Here is a 20,237-nt window from a genome sequence, read left to right on the forward strand (position 1 = left end):
TCGCCACGTCCTCACGTCGAGTGAGCGCCCCACCTGACCAGCCCCACCGCCGGGTGGGTGTTGCTCGGGACGGGAGTGACCAGTGAGGCCGCGCGCTCACTCGACCAGGTGCGGGCCGGGGCCTCCGATAGCATCCCTTCCAGGGTCACGGTCAGCCCTCACGCCGTATGCCGTGGCGTATCCGCTTCCCGGGGGAGGTGCCGGTGGTCGACAGCCCGGTCCAGGACATCCTCGACCACATCCACCGCGAAGCGCTCGACCTCGACGGGGGCGCTGTCGCGACGTACATCCCAGAGCTCGCCCAGGCCGACCCCGACGCCTTCGGCCTCGCCCTGTCGACTCTGGACGGCGCGCTCTACGAGGCCGGCGACGCCGAGCGGCCGTTCACCATCCAGTCCGTGTCGAAGCCCTTCGTCATGGCGCTCGCGATCCAGGACCGCGGCCTCGACACGTTCCTGGCTCACGTCGGGGTCGAGCCGACCGGCGACCCGTTCAACGCCGTGACGCTCGAGGAGGGCACCGGGCGTCCGCTCAACCCGATGGTCAATGCGGGAGCCATCCTCACGACGAGTCTCGTTGCGGGAGAAGACGTCTCAGCACAGTCGCAGCGTGTCGTCGATGGTCTTTCGGCCTTCGCCGGGCGGCCGCTCGGGGTCGACGAGCGGGTCCTCGCCTCCGAGATCGCGACGGGCGACCGCAACCGGGCGATCGCCTTCCTCATGCGGGGGATGGGCTCCTTCGAGGCCGACGTCGAGCGCACCCTCGAGGTGTACTTCCGGCAGTGCTCCGTCCTCGTGACCGCTCACGACCTGGCCGTCATGGCGGGCACCCTCGCGTCGGGCGGCCGGAACCCGCTGACCGGCGAGCTCGTCGTCAGCCCCGACGTCGTCACCAACGTGCTGTCGGTGATGGTGACCTGCGGCATGTACGACTTCTCGGGCGAGTGGATGTTCCACACCGGCATGCCGGCCAAGAGCGGGGTCGGCGGTGGGATCGCGGTCGTCCTGCCCGGTGCGTTCGGCATCGGGACCTACAGCCCTCGGCTCGACGCGCGGGGCAACAGCGTCCGAGGCGTCGCCGCCTGCGAGGAGCTGGCACGACACTTCGCACTCCACCTCATGCGCCCCCGCCCGCCCGTCGCGCCCTCGGTGCGTCGCCGCCTCTCGGGCAGCCAGGTCCGCTCCCGTCGTGGTCGCCACAGCACCGAACGCGCGGTCATCGCAGAGCATGCCGAGGCGATGGTCGTCTACGAGCTGCAGGGCGATCTCACATTCGCGGAAGCCGAGGACGTCTCACGGCAGGTTGCCGTGGAGACGCCGCGCTGGCTCATCCTCGACACGGCCCGCGTCGACCAGGTCGACCCGGTCGCGGCTCAGCTGCTCGACGCGATGGCCACGCGCCTGGCGACCGCAGGCGTGACGGTCCTCGTCGCCGGGCCGCGGGAGCTCCTGGACGTCCCCATCGACCGGTCGTTCACCACGGTCACCGAGGCCGTCGAGTCGTGCGAGGACATTCTCGTCGCTGAGGCGGGGTTGCCCGGGCCCGAGGCAGGAGTTCCCCTGGGGGACAACGACCTCTGCCGCGCGCTGACGGACGATGATGTGGCCGAGCTGCTGCGCGTCGGCGCACAGCTGGACTTCGCGCCCGGTGACGACCTCACCGGCGACGGGTCGGTGGCGTACCCGATCGAGTTCATCACCAAGGGGCAGGTCGCGATCGAGCACCACTCCGGCCCGGGCGCCGTCACGGCCTACGACCTCGACAGCCGCGTCACCTCGCGCTCTGCGGGTTCCGCGGTCGGTGCGCTCTCGGCGCTTGGCGTCTCGACCGCGTCCACACGGTTCGTCGCCGAGACCGACGTCTCAGTCGTGGCGCTCAGCGACGAGGCGCTCGACGGGCTCCAGCAGGAGCATCCGCGGCTGGCGGCTGCCCTCTTCCGCGCCGTCGCGGAAGCCGTTGCGGCTGAGTACCGCTGGGTCCTCGCCGAGAATGCCGCCCTGACGCGCTGAGGCGCGAGTAGGTTCACTCCTGTGGAGACCTCGGAGCCGCAACCACCCACCGACGGGCCCGACGATCGCCGCGGGGCCGGTGGCTCCGATGAACCGGATGAACGCTACGAACGCGACGAGCCGATCCCGGCCGAGCAGATCAACCGCAACTGGACCGAGCTCGTCCAGGAGCTCCGGTCGACCCAGACCGGTGTGCAGGTCCTGACCGGCTTCCTGCTCGCGGTTCCCTTCAGCGACAAGTTCGCCACGCTCGACAGCGTGCAGCGGACGGCATACCTGCTCGTCCTGTGCGGAGCCGTCGCCGCGACTGCGGCGACGATGTCACCGATCGCCTACCACCGCATCCTCTTCCGGCGCGGGCAGCGTCCCTGGCTGGTCGAGACGGCCAACCGCGTCGCCCGAGCCGGGCTGGTGCTCGCGGCCCTGACGACCTGTGGCGTGGTCTTCCTCATCTTCGACCTCGCCCTCGGCAGGACGGCCGGGGTCGTGGCCTCGCTCGTGGCCTTCGTCTTCTACGTTGTGCTGTGGTTGGTCGTCCCGTTCCGAGCGCATCGGCCATCATGACTCCATGATGGGAACCCCTCAGCCCGGAATCTTCGCCCTCGGAACCGCATCGCACGCCTACATCGAGCTCGACGCCGCCACCGACACCGACGCGCACACGCTGGTCGTCACGCTGGCCGAGGTGTGCGCGGCGTTCACGACACTGCGCGGCGTCGACGTCGTCGCCGGGCTCCGACCCGAGCTGTGGGCGTCGATCGCACCGGACGACACCGCTCCCGAGGCGACCGGCTTCACGGACGCCATCGTCGGCCCGGACGGCTTCACGATGCCGGCGACCCAGCACGACATCGTGCTGTGGATTGCCGGGGCAGGCCAGGACTCGGTGTACGACGCGACGGTGGCTGCCCGCTCGATGCTTGCACCGGTGGCCACCCTCGCCGAGGAGACCATCGGGTGGTCCTACCACGGCCACTTCGACCTGACCGGGTTCATCGACGGCACCGAGAACCCGCCCGTCTTCGGAGCGGCGCCCGTCGCCGTCGTCCCCGACGGCGAGCCAGGTGCCGGCTCGTCGATCCTGCTGCTGCAGCGGTGGGAGCACGACAGCGCCCTGTGGACCTCGCTGCCCGTTGCCGAGCAGGAGCGCGTCATCGGGCGCACCAAGCCGGACAGCATCGAGCTCGACCCGCGACCGCCGTCGTCGCACGCAGCGCGCACGGACCAGGACGAGTTCGGGCACATCCTGCGGCGCAACGTCGCCTACGGGTCATCGGCTCTGCACGGGACGATGTTCGTCGGCTTCTGTCGCGAGCAGCGCCCCCTGGTCGCGATGCTCGAGAGCATGGCCGGCGTCACGGGGACGCGCGACGCGCTGACGCTGTACACGCGCCCACTCACCGGTGCCTACTACGTGATCCCGTCCACCGAGGCCCTCACCGCGTTCGGTCCCGCACTCGAGTGAGCGCTCAGGGGCTCGCGACCGGCGCGAACCCGGCACGAAGCCGCTCCTCGGCGAGCTCGCTGGCCGGTCGGCCCCCGTTGGCCCCTGCCGCATGCTCACGAAGCCCGATGACCGCCGCGCCGAGGACCGGCGGCGCCAGCAGCACCACGGGCCGGGTGGGCCGCTCCAGGGCCGCCAGCCCGCGCGTCACGGGATCGAGCAACACCGGTTCGCGGGCGGCCAGGACCCCGCCGGCGAGGACCACCGTGGTCGCGGAGTCCGGCGCGGGGTCGAGCCCCTCCAGGCAGACCCGCGCGAGGGCGCAGATCTCGTCGGCCTGCCGCTGCACGACCCGCAGCGCCACCCCGTCGCCCTCGGTCGCCGCCCGGATCAGCCCAGGCACCAGCTCGTGCAGCCGCTCCTCTCGAATCACATTCTCACTCAGGGCGATTCCGACAGACGTCGCGTCGGGCATTCCAAAGTGCGTGGCGATCATCCCGGCCAGACGCGTGGGTTCGCCCCGACCGTCCTCGGCACGGACGGCATACCAGAGCGCCTCCTGGGCCAGCCCCATCCCGCCGCCCCAGTCGCCCGTGAACGGTCCCATCGCGGGGAAACGGACCTCGTGCCCGTCGCCGGCGACGCCAGCGGCGTTGATCCCGGCACCACAGATGACGACGACGCCTGTGCCAGAGGGGCTTCCGGCATGGAGCGCGGCGAGCGTGTCGTTGACGACGACACTGCGGCCGGCCCAGCCGCGGCGCTCGATGGCCTGGGTGAACGCCTCGACATGGCTCGGCAGGTCGGCGTTCGCGAGCGCGGCCACGAGCAGGCCGGCGAGGTCGCGACCCGTGGATCCGAGCAGCCGTCGCACCACGGGGTCAAGGGACGACAGAGCATCGTCGGCGCCCACCACGTGCGGCTGGAAGCCGGGCCCCCGCTCGGTGCCCAGCACTGCACCGGACGACGCGTCGACGAGCAGCAGGTCGGTCTTGGAGTTGCCGCCGTCGATAGCGAGCACGAGGTCCATCACGTCGCCCAGGGCAGATGCGCGCGGTTGTTGGCGATGAGGCGGTCGGCGAGGCAGTCGGCGACGGAGAGCTGCCCCACGAGCGGGTGCGCGAGCAGGGCCTCGACGACTCGCGCACGGCCCCCATGGAGGGCCGCGTCGAGCGCGAGCCGCTCGTAGGCGTGCACGTGTGCGACGAGACCGGCGACGAGCGGCGGCAATGGTGCCTGCGGCACCGGCTCGGCCCCGCGCGCCGTCACGATGGCCGGCACCTCGATGACGGCATCCTCCGGCAGCAGCGGCAGGGTGCTGCCGTTGCGGACGTTGACGACCTGCCGGCCCGGAGTCGCCGTGGCACCCGTCCCGAGCAGCGCGCCGAGGAGGTCGACGGCGGCCTCCGAGTAGTACGCACCTCCCCGCTGCTCGAGCAGCGCCGGCTTGGTCGTGACCGCCGGGTCCCGGTACAGGTCGAGCAGGGTCGCCTCCAGGTCGGCGACGACCCGCGCCCGGCTCGGGCTGTGCCGCTGCTCCTCGACGACCTCGTCATGCGCGTAGTAGTAGCGCAGGTAGTACGACGGCAACAGCCCCGTGTCGCGCAGCAGACGCTCGGGCAGCTCGAGGTGCTCGGCCAGGTCGGCCGCGTGGTCCTCGATGATCCGCGGCAGGACGTCCTCGCCAGCGCCGCCCACACGGACACCGCGCACCCACGTGAGGTGGTTCAGGCCCACATGGTCGAGCACGACCTCCGCCGGGGTCGCACCCGTCAGCGAGGCGATGTGTCGCTGCAGCCCGATCGCCACGTTGCACAACCCGATGGCCCGATGTCCTTGCTGCAGAAGGGCTCTCGTGACGATGCCGACGGGGTTGGTGAAGTCCACGATCCATGCGTCCGGGTTGCGCGAGCGGACCAGGTCCGCGATGGCAAGCACCACCGGCACGGTGCGCATGGCCTTGGCCAGGCCGCCGGCCCCGGTCGTCTCCTGGCCCACGCACCCGCAGTCGAGCGGCCACGTCTCGTCCCGCTCGCGGGCCGCCTGGCCGCCGACGCGCAGCTGCAGCAGCACGGCGTCCGCGCCGTCGACCGCCGCGACGAGATCGGTCGTCGTCGTGAGCGCCGCGGGGTGTCCGTATGCCGTGAGGATCCTGCGCGAGACACCGCCCACCGCCTCCAGCCGGGTCGCGTCGGGGTCCATCAGCGCGAGCTCGTCGACCGGGAGCTGTTCACGAAGGCGGGCGAGCCCGTCGACGAGCTCCGGGGTGTAGGTGGATCCGCCACCGACGACCGCGATCTTCATCCCTTCACCCCCGAGAGGGTGACGCCCTGGATGAAGGCTCGCTGGGCGAACAGGAAGATGAGGACCACGGGTGCCATGACGAGCAGGGTGGCCGCCATGGTCAGGTTCCAGTTCACGTGATGGGCTCCCTTGAAGGTCTGCAGGCCGTAGGACAGGGTCCAGGCGTCGGGGTTCTCGCTGGCATAGATCTGTGGGCCGAAGTAGTCGTTCCAGCAGTAGAAGAACTGGAACAGCGCCACGGCGGCGATCGCCGGCCGGATCATCGGCACCACGACGAGCGCCAGGGTGCGCAGCTCGCCGCACCCGTCGACCCGGGCCGCGTCGAGGTAGTCACGTGGCAGCGTGAGCATGAACTGGCGCAGCAGGAAGATCGAGTATGCATCGCCGAAGGCGAGCGGGATGATGATCGGCCACAGCGTGCCGGTGAGATGGAACTGCTTGGCCCACACGAGGTACATCGGCACGATGACCACCTGCGGGGGCAGCATCATCGCCGACACGACGAGGACGAAGACGAGGTTCCGGCCGCGGAAGCGCAGCTTTGCCAGCGCGTAGGCGATGGGCACGCTGGAGATCACGGTCAGGATCGTGCCCAGCACGGCATACATCAGCGAGTTACGCCACCAGACAAGGAAACCCGGCGTCTGGAACACGTCGAGGTAGTTGTCCCAGTGCCACTCGCGCGGCCACAGCTCGGAGGTGAGCGCCTGTCGGTCCGACATCACCGAGGTCAGCAGCACGAAGACGAAGGGAAGCAGGAACAGGATCCCCAGGCCGAGGCCCAGCGAGTGCACGGCCACCCACTCGAGGAAGCGGCTCGGCGTCCTGGTGCGCATCAGTCGTCCTCTCCGACGAAGCCCGATCCCCGGCGCAGCAGCAGGCTGGTCACAGCCATGGCGAGCCCGAACAGGACGAGGGACACCACGCAGGCCGAACCCGTGTCGAAGTGCTGGAAGCCGAGCGAGTAGACCAGCTGCGGCAGCGTGAGGGTCGACCCCTGTGGGTAGCCGGCGTCGAACGGCGCGCCCGGCTGGTCCGCCCGGCCACTCGCGACCTGCGCCACCACGACCGCCTGCGTGTAGTACTGCAACGTGGCGATGACGCCGGTGATCGCGGAGAAGATGATGACGGGACGCAGGTGCGGGATGGTGACGTACCGGAAGGACTGCCACCGGCCGCACCCGTCGAGCTGTGCCGCCTCGTACTGCTCCGTCGGCACGTCGAGCAGAGCAGCCATGAAGATGACCATGAGGTCGCCGACACCCCAGAGGGCCAGCAGCGTCAGAGCGGGCTTGGACCACGCCGGGTCGTTGAACCAGTCCGGGGTAGGCAGCCCGAGGCGGGCCAGGACCTGGTTGACCGGCCCCGTGCCCGGGTTGAGCAGGAACGCGAAGGCGATGGTCGCGGCGACCGGCGGCGCCAGGTAGGGCAGGTAGAGCACCGTGCGCAGCGGACCCGCGCCGCGGCGGATCTTCGTCACGAGCACGCCGAGCCCGAGGCCGCTGAGGACTCGGAGCGTGACCATGACGATGACCAGCCACAGGGTGTTGCGCAGCGACATCCAGAAGTCGTCGAGCTGGAAGACGTACTCCCAGTTGCGCAGCCCGACCCAGGTCGGCGGGTTGATCTGGTCGTAGTGGGTGAGGGAGAACCACCCCGTCGAGATCAGCGGATAGACGAAGAACAGCCCGAAGCCGATAGCCCACGGGGCGAGCAGCAATGCGGCAGCGCGCGTTTCGCGGCGCCGCAGGGAACCGCCCCGTGAGGGTCGGCCGGTGTCGGTCGGCTCCGCGCGGTCCGTACGGTGCCGCGCGGCCGGGTGGCGCTGGACGGTTGGGCTCGTCATCGGGTGGGTCAGCCGCCTGCCTGCTGGTTGGCCCGGTCTATCTTGGCGTCGACGTCCTTGAGGCCGGCGGTGATGTCCGCGACGAGGCCGGCCTCCGTCTTGTACGAGAAGTCCTGGATGATCTGCTGGTACTGGCCGCCGTTGGGGCTCGCGGGCGTGGTGTTCGTGTCCGGGTGCTTGGCGATGTCGAGGAACGTGGCGAAGGCCGGGTCCTTGTCGAGCTTCGGCGAGTCGAACGCCGCATGCGTCGAGGGCACGTTGTGGATCGTGTTGGCGAAGGTGACGAGCGCGTCGGTGTCGGTCGTGAGGAACTTGACCAGCTGCCACGCGGCCGCCTGGTGCTGGGAGGTCGTCGGTATGCCGATGACGGTCCCGGCGGTGTAGCCCTTGCCGTACTGGTCGGCCTGGTCGTCGGGGACCGGGAACGGCGCCGTGCCCCAGCTGAACGTCACGCCGTCGTCCTTGAGGTTGACCGTGCGCCACTCGCCGTCGAGCTGCATCGCGACCTTCTTGGCCTCGAAGGCATTCTCCGCCGAGAACTCGTCACCGAAGGTGCTCCGGTACTTCTCGAGCTTCGGGTAGCCGCCGAGCTGGACGACGAGGTCCCGCTGCTTGCTGAAGAAGTCGGTGAACTTGGGGTCGGCTGCCAGGTTGGACTTGCCGTCCGGCGTGAGGTACTGCGGGCTCCACTGCGACGCCCAGTGTGCGAAGGCGGTCTCGTAGCCGTGGAAGTTGGGCATGAAGCCGAGCTGGTCGTAGCCGTTGGCGGAGGGCTTGGTGAGCTTGACCGAGTCCGCGACGAACTCGGACCACGTCTTCGGCGGCTGGCTGATGCCGGCGGCGGCGAACATGTCCTTGTTGTAGTAGAGCCCGTACGCGTCGCCGAGCAGCGGCAGCGTGCACTGCTTGCCCTTGTACTGCGTGTAGTCGACCATCGGCGCCAGGAACGTGGTGGCCTTGTCGACGCCCGAGGCCTTGAGCAGGGGGTCGAGGTCGATCATGGCGCCGTTGCAGAAGAGCCCGACGTTGTCGGTGGTGAAGGACGAGACCACGTCCGGCCCGTTGCCACCCCGGATGCCTTGCAGGATCTTGTCGTCCGGCACGTTGGGGACGGTCTTGACGGTGATGTTCGGGTGCAGCTTGTTGAAGGCGGCGATGTTGTCGGCGATCGCCTTCTTCTCGCTGTCCTGGCTCCAGCCGTGCCAGAAGGTGATGGTCACCTTCTCGTCCGGTGCGGAGACGGCGGCGGTCGGGGTCGTGGACGGCGTCGATCCCGTGCACGCCGCCGTGGCTGCGGCCGCGCTCGCCATCACGACGACGGTGAGGATGCGGCCCGATGTGGTTCTGCGCATGATCGTGACTCCTCGTTGGCTCGCGTGGCCGGTCCGGCCGGCTCCGCGCGGGTGGTGGCGGTGGGTGGGTCAACCGGCGGCGAAGACGGCCTCGCGCGCTCGTTCGAGGGCGGCGCCGAGGGCGCCGGTGAGGACGGGGTTGTCGGCGACCGTGCTGACGACGACGGTCGGGCGGGCCATGGCGAGCTCGGCCAGCTGCGCGGCCACTCGCGAGCGCAGCGGCTCGCCGCCGGCCTGCATGACCGAGCCCCCGAGGACGACCATCGCCGGGTCGACGATGGCGATGATGGATGCGAGCCCGGCGGCATACCTCACAGACAGATCGGTGAGGAACGCGGACGCGCGTTCGGTGTCCGAGGTCGTCGTGGAACGCGAGCCGTCTTGTGTGACAAGGCCGGCGGCTCGTGCGACCACGTCGGATGCGGTGCGCCCCCGGAGCCCGTAGGTGCGGGCGAGGGGCACGGTCTGCTCCGGGCCGGCATACGTCTGGAAGCCGCCGCTGTTCTCCCGCCGGACCCGGCGCACCAGCGCCGCCCCGGTGCCCTGCATGAAGCCGACCTCGCCGGCACCACCGGTCGCCCCACGGTAGAGGCGGTCGTCGACCATGAGGGCTCCGCCGAGGCCGTCGCCGACCCAGAAGAGGAAGAAGTCGGAGCAGTCGACCGCCACGCCGGTATGCCGTTCGGCGAGGGCGGCGAGGTTCACGTCGTTCTCGACGTGGACGGGTGAGCCGACGGCCTCCGAGAGCTCGTCGAGGAGCCCGGGGGAGTGCCAGCCGGTGAGGTGCTTGGCGTAGCTGAGGCGCCCGGTCGCCGGGTCGAACGAGCCGGGGGTGCCGATGACGACGGCGTCGAGGTCGGCGATGGTCAGGCCCATCGAGGAGGCCGCACTTGTCAGCGCATCCATGACGGACAGGACCGCGCCCTTGGTGCGCCGGCCCGTCGGCAGCTCGTGGCGGGCGACGACGGAGCCGCTCAGGTCGACGATCGCTGCACTGACGCGGGCGGCGGTGACGTCGAGGCCCGCGGCGTGACCCGCCGCGGGGTTGATGCGGTACATCACCGGGCTGCGGCCCCGGCGGCCGTGCTCCTGCCCGGTCGCCTCGACGAGCTGGGCGGCCTCGAGGCGTGAAAGCACCTGTGAAGCAGTTGGTTTCGAGATCCCGGTGCGTCTTGCGATCTCGCTGCGGGACTGCTGGCCCTCAGCAGCCAGGAGGGTGAGCGCGGCGTGGTCGTTGAGCGCGCGGATCGTGCGCGACGTCGCCGGCGCCCCGTGCGCGGGTCGTCCGTCCGGTCGCCCGTCCGGTTGTCCGTCAGCTGGCGTCATTGCCGGCCTTCCACCAATAGTAAGAGACCTTAACTATTGGGGAAAATAGCGCGGCGCCGACGTCCGGTCAAGAGACCTGGACGAGGTGGATGTGGTGGAGGGCTAGATGATGACGGTCGCGCCCATGGCGACCGTGCGTCCCTCGGGCAGCCTGAAGTACTCCGTCGGCGATGCGGCGTTGTGCGCGAGGCCGAGGAAGAGCCGCTTACGCCAGGCGGGCATCTCGCGACCAGGCCCGCGCTGCAAGGTGATCCGCGACAGGAAGTAGTACGCCGTGTCGGGGTCGACGGCGAAGATCTCGAGGTCGCGCGCCACCGCCAGCGCGCGCGGGATGTCCTGGTCCTCCTGGAAGCCGTACCGCAGGGTGAGGTGGGTGATCGCGTCGTACGGGTCGCCGAGATGGTCGAGCACGACCCGTTCGTCGTCGGCGACGAACGGCACGTTCTCCGACGTCGTGCTCACGACGAGCACCGTCTCGTGGATGACGTGGTTGAACGTCGCGTTCTCGCGCAGCGCGAGCGGCGTCGACTGCTTGTCCGGGTGGAGGAAGACGGCGGTGCCCGGCACCTTGCCGACGGGGTCGCCGTGCAGCCAGTCGACGAACGCATCGAGCGAGCCCTCCATCGCAGCCCGACGCTCGGTCACGAGCACGCGGCCCCGCTGCCAGGTGAGCATGATGGTGGCGACGATGACCGCGATGAGCAGAGGCAGCCAGCCCCCGGTGAACACCTTGGTGAGATTCGCGGCGAAGTAGGTCAGCTCGAGCGCTGCGAGCGGCACGCCGAGCAGCAGCAGGCGACCGCGGTTCCAGTGCCACGCCGACTGTGCGTAGATGAGGAACAGCGTCGTCGTGATGAGGAACGTCCCCGTCACCGCCAGCCCGTAGGCGGTGGCGAGCCGTTCGGACGACCGGAACACGACGAGCAGCACCATGACACCGACATAGAGCGTCCAGTTGACGGCCGGGACGTAGATCTGTCCGCGTTCCTCGGTGGAGGTATGCCGCACCGTGAGCCGGGGCAGGTAGCCCAGGCGCTCGGCCTGGCGCGAGACCGAGTACGCCCCCGAGATCACGGCCTGGGACGCGATGACGGTCGCGATGGTGGACAGGATCACGAGCGGGAAGCCGAGCGCGTCGGGCGCCAGGTGGAAGAAGGGGCTCTCGGCGGCCTTGGGGTCCTTGAGGATGAGGGCGCCCTGGCCGAGGTAGTTCAGGGTGAGCGCGGGGAACACGACGATGAACCAGGCGCGCCGGATCGGAGCCCTTCCGAAGTGGCCCATGTCGGCATACAGCGCCTCGGCGCCGGTGATCGACAGGACGACCGCACCCATCGCGACGAACGCGATGACCGGGTGCTCGCCGACGAACAGCACGGCATAGTGCGGCGACAGCCCTCCGAGGATCGCCGGGTCGCGCACGACCTCGGCGCCACCCAGGACCGCCAGCACGACGAACCACACAGCCATGACCGGCCCGAAGAACTTGCCGACCAGCTGCGTGCCGAAGCGCTGCCCGGCGAACAGCAGCGTGATGATCGCGGCACCGACCGGCACGGCCAGGTGCGCCAGCGACGGCGTCGAGACCGACAGGCCCTCGATCGCGGACATCACAGAGATCGCGGGCGTGATGACGCTGTCGCCGTAGAAGAGCGATGCGCCGAGGACGCCGAGCAGCATGACCAGCCCGAACCGCTTGCCGCCCGGGCGGACCGCGGTGCGGGCCAGCGCCGCGAGCGCCATGACGCCGCCCTCGCCGTCGTTGTCGGCCCGCAGGATGAACACGACGTACTTCACCGACACGACCAGGGTGATCGACCAGAACACCAGCGAGATGACGCCGTACACGTCACCCGGCGTCGTCGCGACCATGTTGTGGTCGATGGAGAAGACGGTCTGCAGGGCATAGAGGGGGCTGGTGCCGATGTCGCCGAAGACGACGCCCAGTGCGCCGAGGGCCAGCGGGGCCCAGCCCGCGGCGGTCCTGCCATGACTGTCGCTCACGACGGCAATCCTTGCAGGCGCCCCTGGGACGGGGCTCTCTCGTGGTCGAGTGAGCGCCCCGTCCCACCCCGCGAGGACGACGCCGGCGCCCAGAGCCGTGGTCAGTCCGTGTAGGCGCCGGCGCTGAGGTTGACCACCGTGCCGGTCATGGCGCCCGCCCCGTCGGAGGCGACGAATGCCGCGGTGTCGGCCAGCTCCGCGAGGGTCGGCAGGCGGCGCAGCAGCGTGCCCTGCTCGAGGCGCCCCCGGAACTCGGCGGGAGTCATGCCCGCCGCCGGTCCGGCCGTCGCGAAGTTCGCCTCGATGACCGGGGTCTCGGGGATCGCGTTCGACCGAAGGCAGACCACCCGAACGCCGGACGGCCCCACCTCGAGGGCGAGCGATCGCGTGAAGGCCTCCACCGCCGCCCAGCCCGACGCCGACGCACCGATCCGGGCGACCGGCAGCCGGCCGGGCAGAGCCGTCAGCGTCACGACCACTCCGGAGCCACGGGCACTCATGCGCCGGGCGGCGGCCGTCGCGGTGATGAAGTTGGCGCGCGTGTAGAAGGTGATCGGCCGCAGGTACTCCTCGACGGTCAGGTCGACGAACGCCGTCCTTTCGGGGGCAGGCCCCGGGCCGATCGCGTTGAACGAGATGTCGAGCCCTCCCGCGCGCTCGACCACGGTGTCCAGGTGCCGCTCGACGGCCTCCGGGTCGAGCGCATCGACGTGCGCCGTCTCGGCGAGGCCTCCCGTGTCGCGGATCTCCTTGGCCAGAGCGTCGACCCGGGCCAGGTCGCGCCCGGTCAGGAACACCTGCGCGCCCTCACGGGCGAAGGCCCGGGCCACGGCACCGCCGATGGCACCTGTCGCGGCATACACCACGGCAGTCTTGTTCTCGAGCAGCATGTCGTCCTCCTAGAACGTGTTGGGTTGGTGCTCGTCGTCAGTGCAGACAGCCACGCACGGGCGAACTGGGCGCCACGGGACCGCCCAGTTCGGGGCCCGCGCGGTGTCGATACTGGGTGGACGACCGGTTCGACGAAGGGACGTGAGGTGAGCGTGGGGACGACGACCGACCTCATCGCCAGGGCGCAGTCAGGCGACGCGGGAGCCTTCCAGGAGCTGACCGAGCCGCACCGCCGGGAGCTGCTGGTGCACTGCTACCGCATGCTCGGCTCGCTCCAGGACGCCGAAGACGCCCTCCAGGACGCCATGCTCGCCGCGTGGCGCGGTCTGCCCGCGTTCGAGGGCCGGTCCTCCGTCCGCACCTGGCTCTACCGGATCGCCACCAACCGCTGCCTCAACGCGCGACGGTCGGCCGGTCGGCGACCCCCGAAGGAGTGGAACATTCCCGATGTCGAACCACCTGAGCCCACGGGGCTCGGTGAGATCCTCTGGCTCGAGCCGTATCCCGACACCCTGCTCGAGGGGGTCGCGCTCGAGCAGGGCATGGCCGGCCCGGAGGCGCGGTACGAGCAGGCCGAGGCCATCTCGCTCGCCTTCGTGACAGCACTGCAGGTGCTTCCCGCCCGGCAGCGGGCGGTGCTCGTCCTCCGTGAGGTGCTCGGCTACCACGCCGACGAGGTGGCTGCCATGCTCGACACGACCGTCGAGTCGGTCACCAGCGCCCTGAAGCGGGCGCGAGCCACGCTGCAGCGACGTATGCCGTCCCCGGACGACCGAGAGCCGCCGCCCGCCCCTGACTCGCCGGCGGAGCGGGCGCTCGTGGAGCGGTTCGTGCGCGCCTTCGAGTCCGCCGACCTCGACGCGCTGGTCGCTCTGCTCAGTGAGGACGTGCACGTGTCGATGCCGCCCATCCCGCTGGAGTACACCGGTCGCGAGGCCGTCCGGCGCTTCGTCGCCGCGATCCTGCGCCCGGGACGGAGGTTCGACCTCGTGCCGACACGGGCGAACGGCCAGCCGGCGTTCGGGATGTACCTGCGCACCCCGGACGGAATGCGTCACGGGACGGGAATGCTCGTCCTCACCGGGTCGGGCGACCGGATCTGTGCGATGACGAGGTTCGAGAACAGTGTGCTGCCATGGTTCGGCCTGCCCCGGTCGCTGCCCGAGTGAGGGCCTCGCGCGCACGGACCGTTGCGCATGTCGGAACGCGATTTCGCGTTGGGCCGCGGGCTGCCTAAGGTAAGGCATACCTAATGCACCTCGGCCAGAGGTGTCGCCGACCTCGAGCCGCAGGAGTACCCCGTGCCGCGCCGCCCCTCCGTCCTTGCCGCCGTGGCCGCGGTAGCCGCCGCCGGCCTCGCGCTCGCCGGGTGCGGCAGTAGCCTCGAGGCCACCGGCGACCTCGACGCGTCCAAGCTGACGATCTACAGCGCGCAACACAAGAACCTCACCGAGGACTGGGCCAAGGCGTTCCAGGACAAGACCGGCGTCCAGGTGCAGATCCGCTACGGCAATGACTCCTCGATGGGCGCCCAGCTGGTGCAGGAGGGCGCCGGCTCGCCCGCCGACGTGGTCCTCACTGAGAACTCCCCGGCGATGACGACCGTGCAGAACGCCGGCCTGCTCGCCCCGGTCGACCCGGCCACGATCGCGCAGGTGGGGGAGCAGTACGTCCCGTCATCGCACGCGTGGGCCGGCATCGCCGCCCGATCGACCGTGCTCGTCTACAACCCGAGCAAGATCTCCGAGGCCCAGCTGCCGAAGTCGCTCATGGACCTCGCCAAGCCGGAGTATGCCGGCAAGTGGGGTGCCGCCGCCGGTGGCGCGGACTTCCAGGCCATCGTCTCGGCCGTGCTCGCGACCAAGGGCGAGCAGGAGACGACGGCCTGGCTCGACGCCCTCAAGTCGGGCGCGAAGATCTACCAGAACAACATCGCGGCGATGAAGGCCGTCAACGCCGGCCAGTCGCCGATGGCCGTCATCTACCACTACTACTGGTACCGCGACCAGGCCCTCGACAAGGAGAGCAGCGGCAACACCAAGCTGCACTACTTCAAGAACGAGGACCCCGGCGCCTTCGTCAGCCTCTCAGGGGGCGGCGTCCTCAAGTCGAGCAAGCACGCGGCCGACGCCCAGAAGTTCCTCGCCTTCGTGACCGGCAAGGACGGCCAGCAGCTGCTCGCCTCCAGCGATGCGATGGAGTATGCCGTGGGCACGGGGGTCGCGTCCGACCCGGCCCTGCCGCCGCTGGACTCGCTCCAGGCGCCAAAGATCGACCCGTTCACCCTCAACGGGCCCAAGGTCATCGAGCTCATGACGGACTCAGGGATCCTCTAGGTGACCATCGCGCCGTCGGGCACCCGCCCCGCCCCGACATCGGAGCCACAGCCGGCCCCGGTGGCGACGGCATACGCGGACCGTCCGCGGCGGCGCCGCTCGACGCCCCTCGCGCTGAGGCTCGCGGCGCTCGCGGTCGCCCTGCTGACCGCGATGCCGGTCGTCGTCGTGGTGCTCAAGGCGCTCGAGTCCGGCCCGTCGCAGGCCCTCGCGCTCATCTGGCGCCCACGCGTGGCCGAGCTGCTCGGCAACACCGTCTCGCTCGTCGTGCTCACCGTCGTCGTCACCACGGTGCTCGGGGTCGGCGCGGCCTGGCTCGTCGAACGGACCACCCTGCCTTGGGCCGGCTTCTGGAGGATCGCGCTCGTCGCGCCCTTGGCCGTGCCGGCGTTCGTCAACAGCTTCGTGTGGGCCGATCTGGTGCCGGGTCTCGAAGGGCTCACGGGCGCGGTCCTCGTGACGTCGCTGTCGTACTTCCCGTTCGTCTTCCTTCCCGTCGCGGCGGTGCTGCGCTCCCTCGACCAGGGGCTCGAGGAGGCCGCCCGGGCCCTTGGCCTCGGGCCGTGGCGCACCTTCGCGCGGGTGAGCCTCGCGCAGGTGCGCCCCGCCCTGCTCGGCGGCATGCTCCTCGTCGGCCTGCACCTGCTCGCGGAGTACGGCGCGCTGGAGATGCTCCGCTTCCCGACCTTCACGACGGCGATCCTCGACCAGTTCGAGGTGGCCTTCGACAACCGCTCGGGCAGTGTCCTGGCGGTGATGCTCATCGGCCTCGCCGTCACCCTGCTCACCCTCGAGTTCCTGGCCCGAGGACGCACACGGCACGCCCGGGTCGGCGCAGGCGCGGGCCGGCGGCCCACCCCGGCGCGCCTCGGCCGCGCGACGCCGCTCGCGCTCCTGGGCGTCGGTGGCCTCACGGTCCTGGCCCTCGGCGTGCCCGCCTGGAGCATCGGCCGCTGGCTGCTCAAGGCGGACCAGGCCATGGAGCCGACCAACCTGCTGCCGACGCTCTGGGGCACGGTCCGCCTCGCCCTGCTCGCGGCGCTCGTCACGACGGTCGCGACGTTCCCCGCCGCGTGGCTGCTGGCCCGCAGCCGCTCGTGGTTCGCCGTGCTCGTCGAGCGCGTCACCTACGTCGCGGCGTCCCTGCCGGGTGTGGTGGTCGCGCTCGCGCTGATCACGCTGACCATCGGGTTCGCACGCCCGCTGTACCAGACCACGGCCGTGCTCGTGACGGCATACGTCATCCTCTTCATCCCGCGCGCCATGGTGTCGACCCGAGCGGCGGTCGCGCAGACCCCGCCGGAGCTGGCTGATGCCGCCCGCGCGCTCGGCGACCGTCCGATCCGGGCGTTCCTGCGTGTCCAGCTGCCGCTCACGCTGCGCGGCACGCTGGCCGGGTTCGCGCTCGTGTTCATCGCGGTGACGACCGAGCTGACCGCCACGCTGCTGCTCGCGCCCACCGGCACCGAGACGCTCGCCACCGCCTTCTGGGACGCGAGCGCGACGCTCGACTACGCGGCCGCGGCACCGTATGCCGCCGCGCTCGTGCTGCTGTCGGCGCCCCTCACCTACCTGTTGCTCCACAGCAAGAACGAGGAACCACTGACGTGAAGACGCTGCACCTGCGCGGGGTCACCGCGTCGCACCATGGCAACCGGGTCCTGCACGGGATCGACCTCGAGGTGCCCGCGGGGACCACGACCGCCGTCCTCGGGCCCTCCGGCTGTGGCAAGACGACCCTCCTTCGGGTCGTTGCCGGCTTCCTTGCTCCCGACGGCGGCGAGGTCCGCCTCGGCGACGACCCCGTCGCCGCGCCCGGCGTCTGGGTGGCGCCGGAGAAGCGCGGCCTCGGCTACGTCGCGCAGGAGGGCAACCTCTTCCCGCACCTCGATGTCGCCGCCAACATCACGTACGGCCTGCCGCGCCGGGAGCGTCGAGCCCGCGAGCGCATCGGCGAGCTTCTCGAGCTCGTCGGGCTCTCCGGCGACCTCGGCGCCCGCCGGCCCGACCAGCTCTCCGGCGGGCAGCAGCAGCGGGTCGCGCTCGCGCGTGCACTCGCCCGCCGCCCCCGGATCGTGCTGCTCGACGAGCCGTTCTCGGCGCTCGACCCCGAGCTGCGCGTCGCCACGCGCGAGGCGGTCGCCGCCGCCCTGGCGCACGAGCGGGCCACCGTCGTGCTCGTCACGCACGACCAGGCCGAGGCACTGTCCTTCGCCGACCAGGTCGCGATCATGCACGAGGGCCGGTTCACCCAGGTCGGCGCGCCGGCCGATGTCTACCGGGCGCCGACGGACCGGCGCTCGGCGGCGTCGCTCGGCGAGGCCTGCTTCCTGCCCGGACAGGTGCGGGACGGCGTGGTGCGGTGTGCTCTCGGCGCACTGCCGGCAGCCGGCCTGGACGGCTTCTCCGGCGCCTGCGAGGTGATGGTCCGACCGGAGCAGCTCCGGCTCGCAGACCCGTCGTCGATGGGTGGCGCCTGTGTCGGCGAGGTCACCAAGGCCTCCTTCTATGGCCACGACGCGCTCGTCGAGCTGCGCATCGAGACCGGCGCGGTGGCGCCGATGACGCTGTGGGCGCGAACGTTCGGCGGGACGGTCCCGGGTGTCGGCACGAGGGTGTCCGTCACGGTCGACGGCGAGCCGCACGTCCTCCCGGTCGCCGCGCCGGTCGGCTGAGCCCGCCTTGCCGCTGAGCCCGCGCTGCCGCTGCGCCCGCGCTGCCGCTGAGCCCGCGCTGCCGCTGAGCCCGCGCTGCCGCTGAGCCCGCGCTGCCGCTGAGCCGGGCCGGGCGCGCGTGCGTGTCCGTCCCCGGCAGAGGGCTTGCCGACCCATCAGGTCGAGTGAGCGCTGAGTCACACCAGCCACATTCGGAAGGCGTGTGCGGAGCCGTGTGACGCACGTGACGAGGCGCTCACTCGACGGGGTGGGGGGAGCCTCGGGGGCGCTCACTTGACGGAGTGGGGGTCCCCGGGGCCGCGTGCTGAACCGGCGCGGTCAGGCGCCCATGCCGGTCAGGGCGAAGAACTCCTGCCGCGAGCGCGGGTCGTCGCGAAGGACGCCCAGCATCGTTGATGTCACCGTGTTGGAGCCGCGCGCCTGGACGCCGCGCAGGGTCATGCACGTGTGCTCGGCCTCGATGACGACTCCGACGCCCTGCGGGAGAAGCTGTTGTTCGAGCCAGTCGGCGACCTGCTTGGTCAGCCGCTCCTGCACCTGTGGCCGTGAGGCGAAGTGCTCCACGATGCGAGCGAGCTTGGAGAGCCCGAGGATGCGCTCGCCCGGAAGGTATCCGACGTGCGCGACCCCGACGAAGGGCAGCAGGTGGTGCTCGCACACCGAACGCAGCGGGATGTCTCGCGCCATGACGAGCTCGTCGTACCCCTCGTCGTTCGGGAAGGTCGTCAGGTCGAACGGACGCGGAGAGAACAGCTCTGCGTACGCCCGCGCCATCCGGGCCGGGGTCTCCCGCAGACTCTCGGAGTCGAGAGGCACCCCGAGCGCGGTGAGGAAGTCGGCGGCCGCCGCGGTGGCAGCCGGGACATCCACCCCCTCGGCATCGTGGACCACACGAAGGGCCGGCGCCCTGGCGGGCGTCGGCGCTGCGGGTGCCGGCGCCATCGCCGACGCAGTGGCAGACCCGCCTCCGCGCGTCCTGCTGCTTGCGTTCGTGCTCATCGTCATCACGACCTCCACGACCTCTGGGTCCCGGCCGGAAATCCGGGACTCTGTGACATCCACGCTCGAATTTAACCAAACAATCTTGGTCATAATCACCCGCTCCGGTCAAGCCTAGGCTCGACTACCGACAGCGGCAGCTTTGAGGCCATGCTCGCTGGCGATATCGTGGACCTCGTGGCGATCGAACCGACGATCAGCGCGGTCGCAGCCCTGGACGACGATCACCGCCGCGGCATGTACGAGTTCATCCGGACCGCACGCCGCCCGGTGACTCGCGACGAGGCCGCGGCCGTCGTCGGCATCTCCCGCAAGCTCGCTGCCTTCCACCTCGACAAGCTGGTCGACATCGGCCTGCTGCGCGCCGACTTCGCCCCCGCCGAGGGCCGCCGCCGGGTCGGGCGAGCGCCCAAGGTCTACGAGGCCACCGACGCCGACATCCGGGTCAGCATCCCGGAGCGACGTCACGGCCTGCTCGCCGAGATCCTGCTCGAGGCAGTGCTCGCCGAGGACGACACGCAGGACGCCCGCGACGCTGCCTCCCGGGTGGCCGGTGAACGTGGCCACGACCTCGGCGCGCAGGAACGTGCGCGGACCCGGCCCGGCCGGATCGGCGCGGAGCGCGCCCTGACCATGGCCGAGCGGATCCTTGCGAGCGAGGGGTTCGAGCCGGAGCGGGAGGAGCCGGCGTGTATCCGGCTGCGCAACTGCCCCTTCCACCCGCTGGCGAGCCGGGCGCCCGAGTTCGTCTGCGGCATCAACCATGCGTTCGTCTCGGGTGTGCTCTCCGGGCTCGAGGCGACGCGGGTCAGCGCCGAGCTCGTCCCGCGCCGTGGCGAGTGCTGTGTCGAGCTGCGGGCCAGGGGCGGAGACATCCCTGGCTAGGTGGCTGTCTTGTCGAGGCGAGCGGAACGGACGAAACCACGCTCGTCAGGTCGTCATGAACTGGCGCCCCGCACGTCTAACAGGGGAAGCAAGCAAGGTCACGACTCGGAGGTGTGCGATGAACGTGAATGACGCCGAGCGCCGGTCGGCTGCGACCGGGGCGGTGCGG

General features: G+C 70.8%; 17 protein-coding genes. 8 read left to right on the plus strand and 9 right to left on the minus strand.

Annotated elements, in window-relative coordinates; all coding sequences use genetic code 11:
* The first annotated feature begins 203 nt into the window (after nucleotides 1-203).
* The 3 genes from glsA to ACYVLP_RS00950 are packed head-to-tail and all read left to right on the plus strand — an operon-like array spanning nucleotide 204 to nucleotide 3,474.
* A complete protein-coding gene (gene glsA, locus ACYVLP_RS00940) occupies nucleotides 204-2,009 on the plus strand; it encodes a glutaminase A (RefSeq protein ID WP_460625473.1) in 1,806 nt (601 codons plus the stop codon).
* Between the two features lie 21 nt (nucleotides 2,010-2,030).
* A complete protein-coding gene (locus ACYVLP_RS00945; RefSeq protein WP_460625474.1) occupies nucleotides 2,031-2,573 on the plus strand; it encodes a DUF6328 family protein in 543 nt (180 codons plus the stop codon).
* A gap of 4 nt (nucleotides 2,574-2,577) precedes the next feature.
* Nucleotides 2,578-3,474, plus strand: a complete 897-nt coding sequence (locus ACYVLP_RS00950) for a Dyp-type peroxidase (RefSeq protein WP_460625475.1) — start codon at nucleotides 2,578-2,580, stop codon at nucleotides 3,472-3,474.
* Nucleotides 3,475-3,478: 4 nt separating this feature from the next.
* Here ACYVLP_RS00950 and ACYVLP_RS00955 read toward each other — a convergent pair whose 3' ends face one another.
* From ACYVLP_RS00955 to ACYVLP_RS00990, 8 genes are all read right to left on the minus strand, one after another.
* Nucleotides 3,479-4,483, minus strand: a complete 1,005-nt coding sequence (locus tag ACYVLP_RS00955; RefSeq protein ID WP_460625547.1) for an N-acetylglucosamine kinase — start codon at nucleotides 4,481-4,483, stop codon at nucleotides 3,479-3,481.
* Entirely contained in the window at nucleotides 4,483-5,757 is a 1,275-nt protein-coding gene (locus ACYVLP_RS00960; protein WP_460625476.1) for a 6-phospho-beta-glucosidase, read from the minus strand. The genes ACYVLP_RS00955 and ACYVLP_RS00960 overlap by 1 nt, the downstream gene beginning before the upstream one ends.
* Nucleotides 5,754-6,593: a carbohydrate ABC transporter permease gene (locus ACYVLP_RS00965; protein WP_460625477.1), complete on the minus strand. Its 840-nt coding sequence runs from the start codon at nucleotides 6,591-6,593 to the stop codon at nucleotides 5,754-5,756. Before ACYVLP_RS00965 ends, ACYVLP_RS00960 begins: the two co-directional genes overlap by 4 nt.
* The gene (locus tag ACYVLP_RS00970; RefSeq protein WP_460625478.1) at nucleotides 6,593-7,603 is read right to left on the minus strand and encodes a carbohydrate ABC transporter permease; all 1,011 of its coding nucleotides are present in this window, start codon (nucleotides 7,601-7,603) and stop codon (nucleotides 6,593-6,595) included. Before ACYVLP_RS00970 ends, ACYVLP_RS00965 begins: the two co-directional genes overlap by 1 nt.
* An 8-nt stretch (nucleotides 7,604-7,611) precedes the next feature.
* A complete protein-coding gene (locus ACYVLP_RS00975) occupies nucleotides 7,612-8,955 on the minus strand; it encodes an ABC transporter substrate-binding protein (RefSeq protein ID WP_460625479.1) in 1,344 nt (447 codons plus the stop codon).
* 69 nt (nucleotides 8,956-9,024) lie between these two features.
* Nucleotides 9,025-10,281 (minus strand): ROK family transcriptional regulator, encoded by a 1,257-nt coding sequence (locus tag ACYVLP_RS00980; protein WP_460625480.1) that lies wholly within the window; start codon nucleotides 10,279-10,281, stop codon nucleotides 9,025-9,027.
* 102 nt (nucleotides 10,282-10,383) lie between these two features.
* Nucleotides 10,384-12,282, minus strand: a complete 1,899-nt coding sequence (locus ACYVLP_RS00985) for a potassium transporter Kup (RefSeq protein WP_460625481.1) — start codon at nucleotides 12,280-12,282, stop codon at nucleotides 10,384-10,386.
* Nucleotides 12,283-12,383: 101 nt separating this feature from the next.
* Nucleotides 12,384-13,172 (minus strand): SDR family NAD(P)-dependent oxidoreductase, encoded by a 789-nt coding sequence (locus ACYVLP_RS00990; protein ID WP_460625482.1) that lies wholly within the window; start codon nucleotides 13,170-13,172, stop codon nucleotides 12,384-12,386.
* Between the two features lie 147 nt (nucleotides 13,173-13,319).
* Here ACYVLP_RS00990 and ACYVLP_RS00995 point away from each other — a divergent pair, with 147 nt between their 5' ends.
* From ACYVLP_RS00995 to ACYVLP_RS01010, 4 genes are all read left to right on the plus strand, one after another.
* Entirely contained in the window at nucleotides 13,320-14,342 is a 1,023-nt protein-coding gene (locus tag ACYVLP_RS00995) for a sigma-70 family RNA polymerase sigma factor (protein ID WP_460625483.1), read from the plus strand.
* Nucleotides 14,343-14,474: 132 nt separating this feature from the next.
* On the plus strand, nucleotides 14,475-15,509 hold the full coding sequence (locus ACYVLP_RS01000; protein ID WP_460625484.1) for an extracellular solute-binding protein: 1,035 nt from the start codon (nucleotides 14,475-14,477) through the stop codon (nucleotides 15,507-15,509).
* Nucleotides 15,510-17,120: an ABC transporter permease gene (locus tag ACYVLP_RS01005; protein WP_460625485.1), complete on the plus strand. Its 1,611-nt coding sequence runs from the start codon at nucleotides 15,510-15,512 to the stop codon at nucleotides 17,118-17,120.
* Nucleotides 17,117-18,184 (plus strand): ABC transporter ATP-binding protein, encoded by a 1,068-nt coding sequence (locus ACYVLP_RS01010; RefSeq protein WP_460625486.1) that lies wholly within the window; start codon nucleotides 17,117-17,119, stop codon nucleotides 18,182-18,184. Before ACYVLP_RS01005 ends, ACYVLP_RS01010 begins: the two co-directional genes overlap by 4 nt.
* A 318-nt stretch (nucleotides 18,185-18,502) precedes the next feature.
* Here the strand turns inward: ACYVLP_RS01010 and folE are convergent, their stop codons facing one another.
* A complete protein-coding gene (folE, locus tag ACYVLP_RS01015; protein WP_460625487.1) occupies nucleotides 18,503-19,246 on the minus strand; it encodes a GTP cyclohydrolase I FolE in 744 nt (247 codons plus the stop codon).
* An 87-nt stretch (nucleotides 19,247-19,333) separates the two neighbouring features.
* Between folE and ACYVLP_RS01020 the strand changes: the two genes are divergently transcribed.
* On the plus strand, nucleotides 19,334-20,068 hold the full coding sequence (locus ACYVLP_RS01020) for a helix-turn-helix transcriptional regulator (RefSeq protein ID WP_460625488.1): 735 nt from the start codon (nucleotides 19,334-19,336) through the stop codon (nucleotides 20,066-20,068).
* The last annotated feature ends 169 nt before the right edge of the window (nucleotides 20,069-20,237 follow it).

Source organism: Intrasporangium mesophilum (assembly GCF_054783095.1).

Excerpts from the sequence above, each read along its gene's own strand:
- ACYVLP_RS00950 (WP_460625475.1), top strand. The coding sequence starts at position 2,578 with ATGATGGGAACCCCTCAGCCCGGAATCTTCGCCCTCGGAACCGCATCG.
- ACYVLP_RS00955 (WP_460625547.1), bottom strand. The coding sequence starts at position 4,483 with ATGGACCTCGTGCTCGCTATCGACGGCGGCAACTCCAAGACCGACCTG.
- ACYVLP_RS00960 (WP_460625476.1), bottom strand. The coding sequence starts at position 5,757 with ATGAAGATCGCGGTCGTCGGTGGCGGATCCACCTACACCCCGGAGCTC.
- ACYVLP_RS00965 (WP_460625477.1), bottom strand. The coding sequence starts at position 6,593 with ATGCGCACCAGGACGCCGAGCCGCTTCCTCGAGTGGGTGGCCGTGCAC.
- ACYVLP_RS00970 (WP_460625478.1), bottom strand. The coding sequence starts at position 7,603 with ATGACGAGCCCAACCGTCCAGCGCCACCCGGCCGCGCGGCACCGTACG.
- ACYVLP_RS00975 (WP_460625479.1), bottom strand. The coding sequence starts at position 8,955 with ATGCGCAGAACCACATCGGGCCGCATCCTCACCGTCGTCGTGATGGCG.
- ACYVLP_RS00980 (WP_460625480.1), bottom strand. The coding sequence starts at position 10,281 with ATGACGCCAGCTGACGGACAACCGGACGGGCGACCGGACGGACGACCC.
- ACYVLP_RS00990 (WP_460625482.1), bottom strand. The coding sequence starts at position 13,172 with ATGCTGCTCGAGAACAAGACTGCCGTGGTGTATGCCGCGACAGGTGCC.
- ACYVLP_RS01020 (WP_460625488.1), top strand. The coding sequence starts at position 19,334 with ATGCTCGCTGGCGATATCGTGGACCTCGTGGCGATCGAACCGACGATC.